A 14,451-nucleotide genomic window follows, 5' to 3' on the forward strand; every position below is an offset into this window, starting at 1 on the left:
TACGCGATGGGTCTTTGAGTGCTCTTTACATGAAATGTTGACCTGCCCACTGCATCTTGTGGCCTTCAGCCCACCGCCGGGAAACTCCGCCAAAATGGGTGAGTACTGTTTTTGACAGCGTCGTAGACGTCGAATGAGCGAAAGGTCGTGTCCTCGTGCGAAAGTGGCTAGCGGGCGTCCTCATCCTCCTGGGTCTCGCGGGGCTTGCACTTGGATGGGCCGGCCAGACCGTGTGGGCGCCGAAGGAAAACCACACCGCGCGCGCGAGCTTTGAGAATCCCGGTGCAGCCGTGGTGATCAATCCTGGTGTGCTGTATGTGGGTGGAAAGAAAGGCACCGTGACGATTACGTCGAGCGGTGACTACTACATGATTTCCGCCCCAGAGGGCACCGTGAAGAGCTACCTCGAAAACTCGAAGTACACGGCAATTACGGGCGCATCGAACTGGGCAACGCTCGCGACGAGCACCGAAAATACCGATAAGAAGGAGGGCACCGCCGGTATCCAGAACTCGGATCTGTGGACCGACATCAAGCCCAAGAAGACGGGCGAGTCCTTCACGATCGAAGACTGGTCGAAGGCGGAGCTCGACCCGAAGAAGCCACAGCCGTATCGCGCAATCCTCCTCGCTAACGATGGCGATGCCTCGACCATCACGAAGGTGGAGATCACGTGGCCGACCAACGCCACGAACGCGTGGACGCCCTATGCCTACGCTGCCGGCGCAGTGCTGCTCATCATCGGCCTCGTGCTGCTCTTGATCGCGCTCACGTCGCGCTCGCGATCCACGCACGACGACGTGCTTGAAGAAATGATGAGTGAGCGCCAGGCCCGCCAGCAGGAGGAGTCGGGGGAGTCCGACGCTGGCTCCGCCGCGGTCGACACGACAGACAACGAGGACGCTGCGACGGCGCGAACCGACGCACAGAGCGAAGATACGATCCGCGAATCCGGCAGCGGCGAGAGCGACGAGGCAACAGAAGCCCCCGAAGGTAGGGGCTCGCGTCGTGCGCAGGCTGCCGTCGGAACCGTGAGCGTGAGCGAAACGGAACCGGCTACCGCGAAAGAGCCGGTCGGCGATGCCGAGCCAGCCGAGCAAGCCGAACCCGCACCGGGAGTGCCGCGGGAAGCCGCAGACGCTCGCCCGGCTCACGACGACGTGGACACCCCCGCCACCGTCGCGCGTAAGGGACGCCGCCGCGGTACTCCCGACGATGTGACCGACCGACTCAAAGCGCTCGAGCTTGAGAACCACGAGACGGGCGGCAGCGGCGTGAGCACTCGGCATGGGCGCAGGCGCGCCGCCGACGGTTCTGACGCCACGACAACAATGACCGACCCCATCGCGACGCGAATCGAGGAGGAACGATGACAGGACTTTCACGGCGCAGCCTCCTCGGGCTGACTGCACTCACTGCCGCAGGTGCGCTCACCGCGTGCGGAAGCGAAAAGAAACCGCCGAAGGTCGATCCCGGGCCGAAACTTGCGAGCCCGACCCCCGAACTCACGGGGGAGAAACTCGGGGAGATTCTCACCCAATACGCGAAGGCGCTCGAAAAAGCCGATGCGGGCAAAAACGCGGATCTTCTCGCCCCGCGTATTTCGGGAAGTGCCGCGGAGTTTCGCCGCGCGACCTACGCGATCATCAGCAAGGTTCCCGAACATGAAAGCGCCCTCCAGCGACCCAGCGACAAGCTCGTCGTGCCGATCGCCTCGACCTCGGAAGGTTTTCCTCGCTATGCCCTCGCGCTCGTGGACGATGCCGCAAACGCGGGCGAGGCACGCTTCTTCGTGGGACTTCAGCAGAAAGACGCCCGCTCCGACTACACCTCGTGGGGATGGGCCCGCCAGGCTGCCGGCATCGAGATGCCGACCGTGCCGAGTGCCGAGGCCGGCACCACACAGGTCGACCTCGAGCAGCAGGGACTGGTGCTGACCCCCAAGGAAGCCCTCGCGAAGTATGCGGCTGTGCTCACGGACGGCCACGACAAAGCCGACCCGGACGATCTCATAAACGAGGACCCGTTCCAGCAGAGCGCCCACGCTGAAATCCAAGGGGAGCGCGCGCAAATGAACGAAGGCGTGGACTGGGATGAAGTCGCCTCAGTCCGCGAAGAATATGCGGTCAAAGAAGGCGAGTTCCTCGGCCTCGCCACTGCCGAAGGCGGAGCCGTTGTCATGGGGACCCTCACCTCGACTCGGCGCGTGAGCGTGAATTCCGGATCGATCTCCTACACGGAGGACAACCTCTACACGAAGCTTGCGGGTACGAAGAAGTTCGAGAAGGAGCTCGTGCGCACCTACGGCACGACCGTACTCATGCACATTCCCGCGGCGGACTCCGGCGCCAAGATCCAACCAATCGGGGCCTACAAGGTGCTCCTGTCGGTCTCCGGCAGCTGAGAGCCCACGAAAGACTCGACAAAGGAGAAAACGATGACGAGTTCGTACGGCGTGATGGACTTCAACACGCTTAAAAAGGAAAACCAGACCGGCGGCACCTCCGATCCGCTCGAGGGCGAAGTCGCGGTCAATGAGGCGAACCTCGAGAGCCTCATCAAAGACTCCGATCAGCACCTCACGATCCTCTTCGTGACGAGCGCACGCGTCAACGGGGGAGCGGCCTTTACGGACGATCTACGTTCGGTTCTGGCTAAGCATGCTGGCACGATCCGTCTCGCGATCCTCGATGCGGATCAGCAGCCGCGCGTCGCGGCGGCACTTCGGATCCAGTCGCTGCCCACGGCCGTGCTTCTCATGAAGGGACAGATCCAACCGCTGTTCGAAGGCGTAGTCACGAAAGAGCAGCTTGCCCCCGTCATGGATGAACTCGCGGGTCTCGCCGCGAAGGAAGGCATGCACACAGAGGCCCCGCGCGAGACTGCGGAGCAAGCCGCGCTGCCCGAAGCCCTTGAGAAGGCTTACACCGCGATGGAGAGCGGCGACATGGACGGCGCCGAGACGGCCTTCACCGCGTACCTCGACGAGCACCCCGGTGATTCGGAGGCGAAGAAGGGCCTCGCCGTGATTGCCCTTATGCGCCGCACGCAAAGCGTCGACCTTCAGGCCGGGCGCGAGGCCGCGGCCTCGAACCCGAAGGACATCGACGCTCAACTCCTTGCCGCTGATCTCGACCTGCTTGGGGGACACGTCGATGATGCCTTCGCGCGCCTTCTGACGTCGTTCCGCGACACCCCCTCGGAGCGCGATCGCATCCGTGAGCGTCTGCTCGAGCTCTTCGACGTCGTAGGCGTCGACGACGAGCGCGTGCTTCAGGCCCGCAAGAAGCTCAGCCGCCTCATGTTCTAAGGCACTAAGAGACCGGAAACGCCTGGAGAAGAGGCCTGCGCCCCTCGGGGAGCGCAGGCCTCTTCCGTATTCGTCGACACTACTGCTTTGCCGCGCGCTCCGGAACAAAGAACACCGCTCCGAGCGGTGGAACGCTCAGGCGAACCGAGTAGTCGAGGCCGCCGTACGGGACAGGCTCCGCCTGGACCCGGCCGAGGTTCCCCACGCCGCTGCCGCCATAAGCGAAAGCGTCGGAGTTGAGCACCTCGGCCCACGCGCCGCCCTCGGGAAGGCCGATCCGGAAGCCACGCCACGGCTCGGGTGAGAAGTTGATGATTGCCACGACCGGATCACCCTTGCGGTCGAAACGCGCGAACGCCACGAGGTTGTGGCCAGCGGCATCAGCATCGAGCCATCGGAAACCCGCACCCTCCTGATCCAGCTCGTACAGCGCCGGGTAGGTGCGCTGTACGCGGTTGAGGTCACGCACGAAATCGTTGACGCCCTGATGGAGTGGGAAGTCAAGGAGCCAGAAGGGAAGTGCCTGGTTCTCGTTCCACTCCGTTCCCTGCGCGAAGTCGCAGCCCATGAACAGTAGCTGCTTGCCCGGGTGGGCCCACATGAGACTCAAGTAGGCGCGGAGGTTCGCGGCCTGCTGCCAGTCATCGCCGGGCGCCTTGCGCAGCAGCGGTGCCTTGCCGTGAACGACCTCGTCGTGAGAGATCGGCAGGATGAAGTTCTCCGAGTACTGGTAGACCATCGCGAACGTCAGCTCGTGGTGGCGGTACTGGCGGTAAATCGGGTCTTGGCCAAGGTACTCGAGCGTGTCGTGCATAAAGCCCATGTTCCACTTGAACCCGAAGCCGAGGCCTCCCTGGTCGGTGGGCTTCGTGACTCCCGGGAACGAGGTCGATTCCTCCGCGATCATCGTGATGCCCGGGGCTCGCTTATACGCGGTGGCGTTGACCTCCTTGAGGAAATCAATCGCTTCGAGGTTCTCGCGCCCACCGTATTGGTTCGGGATCCACTCGCCCTCGTTTCGCGAATAGTCGAGGTAGAGCATCGATGCGACGGCGTCGACGCGCAAACCGTCAACGTGAAACTCTTCGAGCCAGTAGCACGCGTTGGCAACGAGGAAGTTGCGCACTTCGGTGCGGCCGAGGTCGAAAATGTAGGTGCCCCAATCGGGGTGCTCGCCCTTGCGTGGATCGGCGTGTTCGTAAAGCGCGGTGCCATCGAAGCGACCGAGCGCCCACTCGTCCTTCGGGAAGTGAGCGGGAACCCAGTCCATGATGACCCCGATTCCTGCCTCGTGCAGAGCGTTGATGAGGTAGCGGAGATCGTCGGGGTGACCGAGGCGCGAGGTGGGCGCGTAGTAGCCCGTGACCTGATAACCCCACGAGCCGCCGAAAGGATGTTCAGCGAGCGGAAGGAACTCGACGTGCGTGTAGCCCATGCCCTTGACGTACCTAACGAGGGGTTCGGCGATGTCTCGGTAGGAGGCGAAGGGACGCCAGGAGGCGAGGTGAACCTCGTAGATCGACATTTGCGATTCGAGTGGATTCTTCGCGGCGCGCTCGGCGAGGAACGCATCGTCGCTCCACTCGAAATCTGATTCGACGACGACGCTGCCGGTCGCGGGCGGCACCTCGGCCAGGCGGGCCATCGGGTCCGCCTTCTCTCGCCACACCCTGTCGGCACCAAGAATGCGGAACTTGTAGACTGCGCCCGCGCGCACACCGGGAAGGAAGATTTCCCACACGCCTGAATCGCCGAGCGATCGCATTGCCGTGCGTCGACCATTCCACCCGTTGAAGTCGCCGATCACCTGAACGGCAGCGGCGTTGGGTGCCCACACGGTGAAGCTTGTGCCCTGAATGCCGTCGAGGGTGCGCACGTGCGCGCCGAGCGCACGCCAGAGCTCCTCGTGCCTCCCTTCGCGGATGAGATGCAGGTCGAAGTCGCTGATCGTCGGGAGGAAGCGGTAGGGCTCGTCCACGATTTCGGTGCCGCCACCGGGCCACGTCACACGCAAGCGGTGCAGCACGATCGGGGAATTGGGAGCTTCGAAGGCGGCGCTAAAGATGCCGTTGTACTCGTGGTGCAGTTCGATTTCGAGGCGTTCGCCGTTCTCGAGACGAACAAGGGCCACAACCTGGTCGGCGAACGGTTTGAGCGTGCGAATCGTGTACCCGCCCTCGTATTCGTGCAGGCCGAGGATCGAATGCGGCGAATAGTACGAACCGGTCGCGACTGAACCGAGTTCGTGTTCGCTCGCGGGAAGAAGGGGAAGTGGTGCGCTCATGTCTATCTCCTTTGGTGACGGCGCTCAGTAGCGAATAACGCGGAGGATATGGGCGGGCCGGAAATCGGCGTTCAGCTCGACGTAGCTGTCGCGGTCCCACAGGAACTGCTCACCCGTGAGCAGGTCCTCGACCATGAAGTCGGAGTGGATGTTGAGCGCCTCGGTGTCGAGGTGGACCCACGTTGACGTGCTCCCGTGTGCCTCGGTCATCGAGACGACGATGATCGTGTCGTCGAGACCGCTATCGGTGTCGCGCCCTTCGACGTGCTTGGAAAATACGAGTACACGGTCGTCGTCTGAGCCGTGGAAGCGGGTCGTCGTGAGGGTCTGGAGCGCGGGATGGGCCTTGCGGATCTCGTTGAGCCGCGTGAGGAGCGGCTCGAGCGAGCGGCCGGAGCGAAGTGCACCCTCGTAGTCGCGTGGCTTGTATTCGTACTTTTCGTTATCGATGTTCTCCTGTGCCCCCGGTCGCGGCTGGTGTTCGACAAGCTCGAAGCCCGAGTAGATTCCCCATGTGGGAGAGAGGGTGGCCGCGAGGATCGCGCGTAGGCGGAATGCATTCCAGCCGCCGTCGGACATAAAAGGCGTCAGAATATCGTGGGTCGTGGGCCAGAAACTCGGCCGCATGTAGTGGGCCGCGGCCTTGAGTTCCTCCATGTATTCGCGAAGTTCTTCGGGACTGTGGCGCCATGCGAAGTACGTGTAGGACTGGTGGTAGCCGACCTTGGCGAGGGTGTGCATCATCGCCGGTTTCGTGAAGGCCTCGGCGAGGAAGAGCACCTCGGGGTGGGTTTCGCGGAACTCGGCGAGCAGCTCCTCCCAAAAGCGCACGGGCTTCGTGTGCGGGTTGTCGACGCGAAAGAGCGTGACGCCGTGCGAAATCCAGTATTCGAGGACGTCGCGAATCGCCTCGTACAGGCCGCGATAGTCGGTATCGAAGCTCAAGGGGTAGATGTCCTGATACTTCTTCGGTGGGTTCTCGGCGTACGCGATCGTGCCGTCAGCGCGAACGACGAACCATTCGGGGTGCTCCTTGACCCACGGGTGATCGGGGGAGCACTGGAGCGCGATGTCGAGGGCTACTTCGAGGCCGAGGCTTTTCGCGTGCGCGACGAAGCGGTCGAAGTCCTCGATCGTGCCGAGGTCGGGGTGAATGGCGTCGTGGCCACCGTCGGGTGAGCCGATCGCGTAGGGCGATCCCGGATCGCCCTCGAGCGCGGTGAGCGTGTTGTTGCGCCCTTTGCGGTGCGTTGTGCCGATGGGGTGGATGGGAGTGAGGTAGGCGACGTCGAAGCCCATGCGCTTGATGCGATCAAGCTGCGGGAGTGAGCTTTCGAGCGTGCCGGATATCCAGCCACCCTGTTCAGGGTCGAAGTGCGCGCCCTCGGACCGCGGGAAGAACTCGTACCAGGAGCCATACAGTGCACGTTCGCGCTCGACTCTCACGGCAATTTTTGCGGAACGCGTGGGCCAGCGGCGTAGGGGATATTCGGTCATCGCCTCGTGCATGTCGGCGGCGAGGGCTGGGGCGATGCGGGCCGACGGTTGCAGGCTCGTATTGGTGAGAGCGTCGATCGCTGCTTCGAGACGGGCCCTGTGTGTTTTGGGTCGTTTTTTCTTGGGGATCTCGGCGAGCGCAGCCTTGAGGACGATCACGCCTTCGGCGCACATGAGTTCTTCGTCGACGCCGGCGGCGATTTTGACCTCGGCGTTGTGGGCCCACGTGAGGTAGGGGGCATCGAAGGCCTCGACCCTGTACGACCATTCGCCTTCACGATCGGGGCGGAAGCTGCCCTCCCAGTGGTCGAGTCCAGGATTCGTGCACGCCATCGGGGAGCGAACCGTGTCGCCCTCGGGATTCGTCACGAGAAGCTGCACGCCCATCTGGTCGTGGCCCTCGCGAAAGCTCGTGGCATGAACGCGGAAGCGCTCACCCACGACCGCTTTGACGGGGAAACGGCCGCCGTCGACGTTCGGTGAGACAGAGGTGATCGGGATTCGCCCGATCCCGGTGGTCATCGCTGCTTTCGCCTTCGTGGCCATGGTGCCTCCCAATCTCGGCATGGTCGTGATCTGCGCCTCAAAGTTTATCGGGGTGCGCTGGGAGATTGTCTGCACTTTCGTCTCGCGTGGTGGGCGCTCGCCAACCGTCGGATTGCACGACGACGACCGTTGGCCCATCGAGGTGGAGGCTCTCGTTCGCCCGGTCGAGACGCGCGCCCCCAAGCGAAGAATCCAGTGCGATGCTGAGCGGACCCGCACCCCAAGCGCTCGCGGGCAAGCGCACCTCTCGAGGCCCCTGTTCGTTACTCATCACCACGATGGTGAGGCCTTCGTGGTGGGGGATCGCGATGCTCAAATGGCGTCGTTCGGGGTTGAACCAATCGACGTGGCTCATGGCCGAGGCATCACCCTTGAGCCACCTGATGCCGCCCGACTCGCGATCCTCGAGGCTCGCGTCGTCGAAGAAGGTGGAGGGGCGAAGCGAACTGAGGGCGCGCCGAGCGGTGATTGCTGCTTTTGTGAAGGCGAGGTGGCGTTCGATGCGCTCGCTCGAGTCCCACGAAAGCCACGTGAGAGGGCCGTCGTGGCAATACGCGTTGTTGTTGCCCTCTTGGGTCCGCAAGCGTTCGTCACCCGCGGTGATCATAGGAACGCCAGCGCTCGTGAGGAGCGTTGCGAGGAGATTGCGGGCGCTTCGATCGCGCAGGGCCTCGAGCGCAGCATCGGGCCCCTCCGCGCCGTGGTGGAAGGAGCGGTTGTTCTCGGTGCCATCGCGGCCGTCCTCGCCGTTGGCGAGGTTGTGTTTGTCGTTGTAGGTCGTGAGGTCAGCGAGCGTGAAGCCGTCGTGGGCGGTCACGAAGTTGATCGACGCGAGCGGCGAGCGCATCGATCGACCCTCGGGTAGATCGTGTGGGTCGGCGCGTCGAAAAATGTCTGCGGAGCCCGCAAACCGAGTGGCGAGATCGCGAATATAGGGGTGCTGCGGAGCGCCGTTCTCGCTCAGCTCGCGGGTGCTCGAGAGCCAAAAGCCTCGAATGTCGTCGCGGTAGGAGTCGTTCCATTCACTCATGCCCGCAGGGAAGTTGCCCGTTTGCCACCCGAAGCTGCCCACGTCCCACGGCTCGGCGATGAGCTTGATGCCCGCGAGCGCGGGGTCGGTGCGCATGGCGGTGAGAAGCGGGTGCTGTGCATCGAAGCCGTGCTCACCTCGTGCGAGGGTGGTGGCGAGGTCGAAGCGGAACCCGTCGACTCCCACGGTGTTTGCCCAGAACCTCAGCGAGCGCATGACGAGGTCCACGACGTAGGGGCTTCGCGCGTCGAGGGTATTGCCCGTGCCGGTGAAGTCGGCGAGGTGGCCCGAGTCCTGCCAGTAATATTCGCGCGCGTCAAGCCCGCGGAAGGACACGCACGGGCCGTCTTTGGCACCTTCAGCCGTGTGGTTGTAGACGACATCGAGGATGACCTCGATGCCGGCGGCGTGAAGCGCGTTGATCATGTCTTGGACTTCGGCGAGGACTGCGCTCGGGCCCTCGTCACGTGCGGCCTGGGTGGCGTAGCGCGGATTGGGGGCGAAGAAACCGAGGGTGTTGTAGCCCCAGTAGTTGCTAAGCCCGAGGCGCGTGAGGTGGACTTCGTCGAGGGCCGCGTGGATCGGCAGCAGCTCGATCGCCGTGATGCCAAGCTCGCGCAGGTAGGCGATGGAGGCCTCGTGGGCGAGGCCCGCATAGGTGCCGCGAAGCTCGGGTGGAACATCCGGGTTGAGCTTCGAGAAGCCGCGGACGTGCGCTTCGTAGATGATGGTGTCCCGAAGTGGGGTGCGGGGGCGCAGCGCGGGGTCGAAGCGGTCGGGATTGACGCGCGTGACGACGGAGTGGATCGCTGAGTCGGCGTTATCATGCGGATCGCGCTCGAGGGGTTGCGTGGGTCGAAGTGCCGAATCGACGGTGTGGGCGAACATCGATTCGAGGAGCGCCGAGGCATGATCGATGCCGTGCCCGTACGGATCGACGAGTACCTTGTTGGGATTGAATACGAGGCCGAGTTCGGGCGCCCAAGGACCGTAGGCGCGTAGTCCGTAGTGGGTCCCTTCGGTGAGGCCATCGACGGCTCCCCAGTGCACGCCCGCGTCGACGTGGGGGAGCGGGATGCGGCGTTCGCGTCCTGCGTCGAATATGCACAGCTCAATCCGTTCGGCGCGCGGGGCAGGGATCGAATACGTTCCGACGCCTGCCTCGTTCACGGTGAGACCGGGCGTCGTTGGTGGAGGGGGGACAGTCACGCACACATTGTTTCAGACATCTGGCGTTTGCCGTGTTTTTGACGTGGCGTCGAGTCCGGTTCGGTATTGTCATGCTGTGGTGTGCGCGCTCGCGCACGTGTGATCGATCGGGAAGCGGCAAAAGAGGTACGTGCATGAGTATGAATGGTCAGGCGCCTTCGCCTCGTCCGGTGGGGCAGGGGCCCTCCCGTACGCGGACGTTCCAACCGGAAAGCCCCGTGCTCGGCCCCGCTGAGCGGGAACGGGCGGCGCATATTGTCGCGAGTATCGCCGAGGTGTTTGGCACGCGCGTCGTCGGTCAGGAGCGTCTGCGGCTCGCGCTTCTCACAAGCCTCGCCGCTGGTGGCCACGTGCTGCTCGAGTCTGTGCCTGGTCTCGCGAAGACAACTGCCGCGCAGGCGCTCGCGAGCGCGATCGGCGGATCGTTCCGCCGAATCCAGTGCACGCCTGACCTCATGCCGAACGACATTATCGGTACGCAGATCTTCAATTACGGTACCGGTGAGTTCACGACCCAGCTCGGCCCGGTGCACGCGAACATTGTCCTTCTCGACGAGATCAATCGCTCGAGCGCAAAGACCCAGTCGGCGATGCTCGAGGCGATGCAGGAGCGTCAGACCTCAATCGGCGGTGAGATCTATCCACTCCCGCACCCGTTCATGGTTCTCGCGACCCAGAACCCCATCGAGGAAGAGGGCACCTACGTGCTGCCCGAAGCCCAGATGGACCGCTTCCTCATGAAGGAAATTCTCACGTATCCGAAGCCCGCGGAAGAGCATGAGATTCTCGATCGCTCGACCTCGGGCACGCTCGCTGCGCCAAAGAGCTCGAGGCCGAGCGTGAGCCTTGAGGACATCGAGTTCCTTCAGCGTGCGGTCGACCGCGTGTACGTGGATGCCGCGGTCAAGCGCTACATCATCGACCTCGTGTTCTCGACCCGAGGCTCGGGCCCGCGCCCGATTCAAAACCTCACCCAATCGGTGCGCGTGGGCGCATCGCCCCGTGGTTCGCTCGCACTCATGCGCGTCGCGCAGGCCCACGCGCTCGTCGAAGGACGCGACTACGCTACCCCCGACGACGTACGGGCCCTGCGCTACTCGGTGCTGCGCCACCGACTCGTGATGACCTTCGACGCACTCGCGAGCGGAATTACGCCCGAGACGATCATCGACGCGGTGTTCTCCGCGGTTCCACTTCCGTAGGAGCCGCTTTGGCGTCGCTTCTAACAAAGGTCAAGGCCAAGATCGAGATCACGACCACCAAGAAGGTGCGTGGTCTCATCTCGGGCCGCGGGCGCTCCCTGTTTAAAGGCAGCGGCGAAGACTTCGACGACCTCAAGTACTACCAGCCCGGCGACAAAATCTCCGATATCGACTGGAAGGCGACCGCAAGAAGCGGCGAGCCGCTCATCCGCCAATTCAACGAGGAGCGCGTACGCTACCTGTGCGTCATCGGCGATACGTCGGGTGCGATGGCAGCGAGCGCCGCCGACGGAACCTCCAAGCGCGACGCCCTCGTGACCGCCGCGGGCCTGCTGTGCTACCTCGCCCACTCCAACGGCGACCTCGTGGGACTCGTTGCGGGAACCCCGGGCGATCAGCTCCAGCTCCCTGCGCGCAGCTCGCGGGGCCACCTCGAACTCCTCCTCAGAACTCTCCAGAAGAACACCGTCCTCGGCGGAGCCCCCGCGAACATTGAATGGGCACTCACGCGGGCCCTCAGGCTCACGCGCCGCTCAAGTCTCATGCTCCTCATCACCGACGAGGCGAACCCCGGACCAGAATGCGAAGGGGCTCTTCGGCGCCTCATGACGCGCCATGACCTGCTGGTCGTGCGCATCCGCGACGCCGACCCGCTCGGGCGCCTGGACCTCGATGCCGCGCTCATCGACCCCGGCTACCCGCGCGAAATCCTTCGCCACACGCGCACGGTCGCGGCCGTGCAAAAGGAAGCAGACGCGTTTCGCGAGAAGCGCGAAGCTGACATCACGGCGATGCTCGACTCCCTCGGGATCGTCCACACCCTTACCGACGGCGACTCTCAGATCGTTGACGACATGATCGCGATGTTTCGCAGACAGGGGGCACGCAATGGACGGCCTTGAGATCATCGACCCGCCGCAGTATTCGATTGCGTGGCTCATCCTCGCGGTGCTGTGCGCGCTCGTCATCATCGCGCTCATCACGACCCTTGTGAAGCTCACCCGCTGGCTCGTCGAGCGACGCGCCTACGCGAAGCGCCCCGGCGCAACCGACGCCCTCAAAGCCGAATTCCTCCGCTCGATCAACGCTCTCGGGGAAGCCGTCGACGCAGGCGAGAAGAGCGCGCGCGAGGGACATCGCGATCTCGAAGCCATCCTGCGTGTCTTTGTCCTTCGCAGCGAGGGGCTCGATATTCGCCAAGAACCCGTCGAACGGATTCAGGCCGACCCGCGCACGCAGACCGTCGGAAATCTCCTCGCCCGCACCCACGAAGCAGGCTATGCCCGCGACAGTCGCACGCGCCTTTCCGAAAGTCTGCACGCGGCTAGAGGGGTGGTACGCGCATGGTCATGAGTTTCTGGTGGGTGAGCTGCCTCCTCCTGATCGCGGGCCTCATCGCATGGGCCTTCGCCTATCTCAACCGCCGTGCCGTGCGTAATCGCGCGCTGTTCGTCGCGAACACGAGCTACCTCGACCACCTACCGAGCGTGCGGCGCGCCCAAAAAACCTCGCGCGTTCTACGTCTCGTGAGCGTCGTGCTCGCGGGCACACTCGTGCTGTCCGGGGCCCTCCTTTCCGGGCGCCTCGCAAGCGAACGCGTTGAAACCCCGTCATTCAAGAACCGCGACATCGTGCTGTGCCTCGATATTTCCGGCTCGATGCTCCCCTTCGACCGCGAAATTCTCGAAAGCTACCTCGAGCTTGTCGATGGCTTCAAGGGAGAGCGCGTCGGGCTGTCGATCTTTAACTCGAACTCGCGCACGGTCTTCCCGCTCACGAATGACTACGGTCTGATCCGACGCGAGCTCAAGCGAGGGATCGAAGCTCTCAACTACAACCCTGTCGCCCACAGGCTCGGCACGGCCCAGTACAGCGATGAGGACATCCAGAAGTTTTGGGACTACGTGGGCGGCACCTACTCGGAGACCTACCCGCCCTCGCTTATTGGTAACGGCGTCGCCTCGTGCGGTCAGTTGTTCGACCACGCGGAAGAGGAACGCTCGCGCTTCGTAGTCCTCGCAACGGATAACGAACCGGGCGGCACCGGCATTTACGAACTCCCCGGAGCCGTCGACACCCTGATCGAGCGCGACATCACGATGTGGACCTTCTATCCGGGGGCGTCGGCCTGCCAGGGGCACTGCGCGGATGAACTCAAAAGCGAGACAGAACGATCGGGCGGTGGCTTCTGGGCCTCGTCTGACCCGGGGGCGATTCCAGCGATTATCGCCCAGATTCAAAAGGCACAGGCGCGCGACATGGGCGCGATTGCGCGAGTCATCCGCACTGACCATCCCGCCATGTTCTTCGGGCTCTGCCTCGCAATGCTGATCGGAGTGGTCGTCGTAGGGTGGAGGCAGCGATGAATTTTGGACTGCATCCCCTCATGCCGTGGTGGGCTATCGCCCTCATTTTCGTTCCGCTCGTGGTCACGTGCGCCGTGCTCCTCGGGGTGCGCAAGGGGGCGCGTCTCGACTGGTTGCGGCGCCTGCTTATGGTGCTCGTTCTCGCCGTCGTGGCTCTGCGGCCCGTGACGGGCGATGAAACGCTGAGCACCCAGCGCCTCAATGCGAACGTGATCTTCGTTGTGGACCTCACGGGCTCGATGAACGCCGAGGACTACGACGGCTCGAAGCCGCGCCTCGAGGGGGCCAAAGCCGACATGGCTCGGATCATGGAGGGCTTGAAAGGCGCGCGTTTTTCGATTCTCACGTTTGATTCGAGTGCCTCTGCGCAGCTCCCGCTCACGACCGATGCAGGCGCGGTCAAGTCGTGGATCGACACGGCGCGCACCGAAACAACCGCTTATTCGCGCGGATCGAACGTCGACCGCCCGCGAGGTGCCCTCCAGAAGCTCGTGGAACAAACCAAAAAAGAAGATCCTGATTCGCGTGTCATCGTGTATTTCTTGAGCGATGGCGAAAACACCGACCAGAAGAAATCCGAGCCTTTCGGGGCGCTCGGTGGAAAGCTCGACAGCGGCGCCGTGCTCGGATACGGCACCGCCGCAGGCGGCCCCATGAAAACCGTGGGTGGTGAGCATGACGGCGAATACATTAAGGACCCTGCGGGCGGTCGGGGACTTTCAAAAATTGATGAAAAGAACCTCCAGTTCATCGCGCAGCAAATGGGCGTTGCCTACGTCCACCGCACCGGTGGCGAGGATGGAGCAGCCCTCGAGAAAACGTGGAAGGACCTCAAACTCACGTTCATTGACTCGACGGAGGAGCAACCCACGCCCAGCTTTGAGGACTGGTACTGGATCGCTTCGATCCTCCTCACGCTCCTGGCGGTGTGGGAGCTTGTCACTCTCACTCTGCGCCTGCCTAAGCCCCTGTCTCGCGCGGACGTCGCGCGTGCCGGAAGGAGATAG

11 protein-coding genes are annotated in these 14,451 nt (G+C 63.5%); 8 read left to right on the forward strand and 3 right to left on the reverse strand.

All coding sequences use genetic code 11. From position 1 onward, the window contains the following. The first annotated feature begins 155 nt into the window (after window positions 1-155). The 3 genes from DEHOM01_RS04585 to DEHOM01_RS04595 are packed head-to-tail and all read left to right on the forward strand — an operon-like array spanning window position 156 to window position 3,310. On the forward strand, window positions 156-1,373 hold the full coding sequence (locus DEHOM01_RS04585; protein ID WP_061211707.1) for a hypothetical protein: 1,218 nt from the start codon (window positions 156-158) through the stop codon (window positions 1,371-1,373). Next, window positions 1,370-2,404, forward strand: coding sequence for a DUF8094 domain-containing protein (locus DEHOM01_RS04590; RefSeq protein WP_061211708.1), 1,035 nt, complete (start codon window positions 1,370-1,372; stop codon window positions 2,402-2,404). The genes DEHOM01_RS04585 and DEHOM01_RS04590 overlap by 4 nt, the downstream gene beginning before the upstream one ends. Before the next feature lie 33 nt (window positions 2,405-2,437). Continuing rightward, window positions 2,438-3,310, forward strand: coding sequence for a co-chaperone YbbN (locus DEHOM01_RS04595; RefSeq protein ID WP_061211709.1), 873 nt, complete (start codon window positions 2,438-2,440; stop codon window positions 3,308-3,310). Between the two features lie 79 nt (window positions 3,311-3,389). Here the strand turns inward: DEHOM01_RS04595 and glgB are convergent, their stop codons facing one another. The 3 genes from glgB to glgX are packed head-to-tail and all read right to left on the reverse strand — an operon-like array spanning window position 3,390 to window position 9,876. Beyond that, window positions 3,390-5,594, reverse strand: coding sequence for a 1,4-alpha-glucan branching protein GlgB (glgB, locus tag DEHOM01_RS04600; protein ID WP_061211710.1), 2,205 nt, complete (start codon window positions 5,592-5,594; stop codon window positions 3,390-3,392). Between the two features lie 24 nt (window positions 5,595-5,618). Continuing rightward, entirely contained in the window at window positions 5,619-7,637 is a 2,019-nt protein-coding gene (locus tag DEHOM01_RS04605; RefSeq protein ID WP_061211711.1) for an alpha-1,4-glucan--maltose-1-phosphate maltosyltransferase, read from the reverse strand. A 37-nt stretch (window positions 7,638-7,674) separates the two neighbouring features. Next, window positions 7,675-9,876, reverse strand: a complete 2,202-nt coding sequence (glgX, locus tag DEHOM01_RS04610) for a glycogen debranching protein GlgX (RefSeq protein ID WP_082738711.1) — start codon at window positions 9,874-9,876, stop codon at window positions 7,675-7,677. A gap of 134 nt (window positions 9,877-10,010) precedes the next feature. Here glgX and DEHOM01_RS04615 point away from each other — a divergent pair, with 134 nt between their 5' ends. The 5 genes from DEHOM01_RS04615 to DEHOM01_RS04635 are packed head-to-tail and all read left to right on the forward strand — an operon-like array spanning window position 10,011 to window position 14,451. Then, window positions 10,011-11,078: an AAA family ATPase gene (locus DEHOM01_RS04615; protein ID WP_061211713.1), complete on the forward strand. Its 1,068-nt coding sequence runs from the start codon at window positions 10,011-10,013 to the stop codon at window positions 11,076-11,078. Between the two features lie 8 nt (window positions 11,079-11,086). Next, entirely contained in the window at window positions 11,087-11,980 is an 894-nt protein-coding gene (locus tag DEHOM01_RS04620) for a DUF58 domain-containing protein (RefSeq protein ID WP_034373585.1), read from the forward strand. Further along, window positions 11,967-12,431, forward strand: coding sequence for a hypothetical protein (locus tag DEHOM01_RS04625; RefSeq protein ID WP_061211714.1), 465 nt, complete (start codon window positions 11,967-11,969; stop codon window positions 12,429-12,431). The genes DEHOM01_RS04620 and DEHOM01_RS04625 overlap by 14 nt, the downstream gene beginning before the upstream one ends. Continuing rightward, window positions 12,428-13,444: a vWA domain-containing protein gene (locus tag DEHOM01_RS04630; RefSeq protein WP_245630651.1), complete on the forward strand. Its 1,017-nt coding sequence runs from the start codon at window positions 12,428-12,430 to the stop codon at window positions 13,442-13,444. Before DEHOM01_RS04625 ends, DEHOM01_RS04630 begins: the two co-directional genes overlap by 4 nt. Next, a complete protein-coding gene (locus tag DEHOM01_RS04635; RefSeq protein WP_061211716.1) occupies window positions 13,441-14,451 on the forward strand; it encodes a vWA domain-containing protein in 1,011 nt (336 codons plus the stop codon). Before DEHOM01_RS04630 ends, DEHOM01_RS04635 begins: the two co-directional genes overlap by 4 nt.

It is taken from the genome of Dermabacter hominis NBRC 106157, from assembly GCF_001570785.1.
In the GTDB taxonomy this organism is placed as follows: Bacteria; Actinomycetota; Actinomycetes; order Actinomycetales; family Dermabacteraceae; genus Dermabacter; species Dermabacter hominis.

What these genes read in the sequence shown, in the direction of transcription:
- DEHOM01_RS04590 (WP_061211708.1), top strand. Translation starts at nt 1,370, where the DNA reads ATGACAGGACTTTCACGGCGCAGCCTCCTCGGGCTGACTGCACTCACT.
- DEHOM01_RS04595 (WP_061211709.1), top strand. Translation starts at nt 2,438, where the DNA reads ATGACGAGTTCGTACGGCGTGATGGACTTCAACACGCTTAAAAAGGAA.
- glgB (WP_061211710.1), bottom strand. Translation starts at nt 5,594, where the DNA reads ATGAGCGCACCACTTCCCCTTCTTCCCGCGAGCGAACACGAACTCGGT.
- DEHOM01_RS04605 (WP_061211711.1), bottom strand. Translation starts at nt 7,637, where the DNA reads ATGGCCACGAAGGCGAAAGCAGCGATGACCACCGGGATCGGGCGAATC.
- DEHOM01_RS04615 (WP_061211713.1), top strand. Translation starts at nt 10,011, where the DNA reads ATGAGTATGAATGGTCAGGCGCCTTCGCCTCGTCCGGTGGGGCAGGGG.
- DEHOM01_RS04625 (WP_061211714.1), top strand. Translation starts at nt 11,967, where the DNA reads ATGGACGGCCTTGAGATCATCGACCCGCCGCAGTATTCGATTGCGTGG.
- DEHOM01_RS04630 (WP_245630651.1), top strand. Translation starts at nt 12,428, where the DNA reads ATGAGTTTCTGGTGGGTGAGCTGCCTCCTCCTGATCGCGGGCCTCATC.
- DEHOM01_RS04635 (WP_061211716.1), top strand. Translation starts at nt 13,441, where the DNA reads ATGAATTTTGGACTGCATCCCCTCATGCCGTGGTGGGCTATCGCCCTC.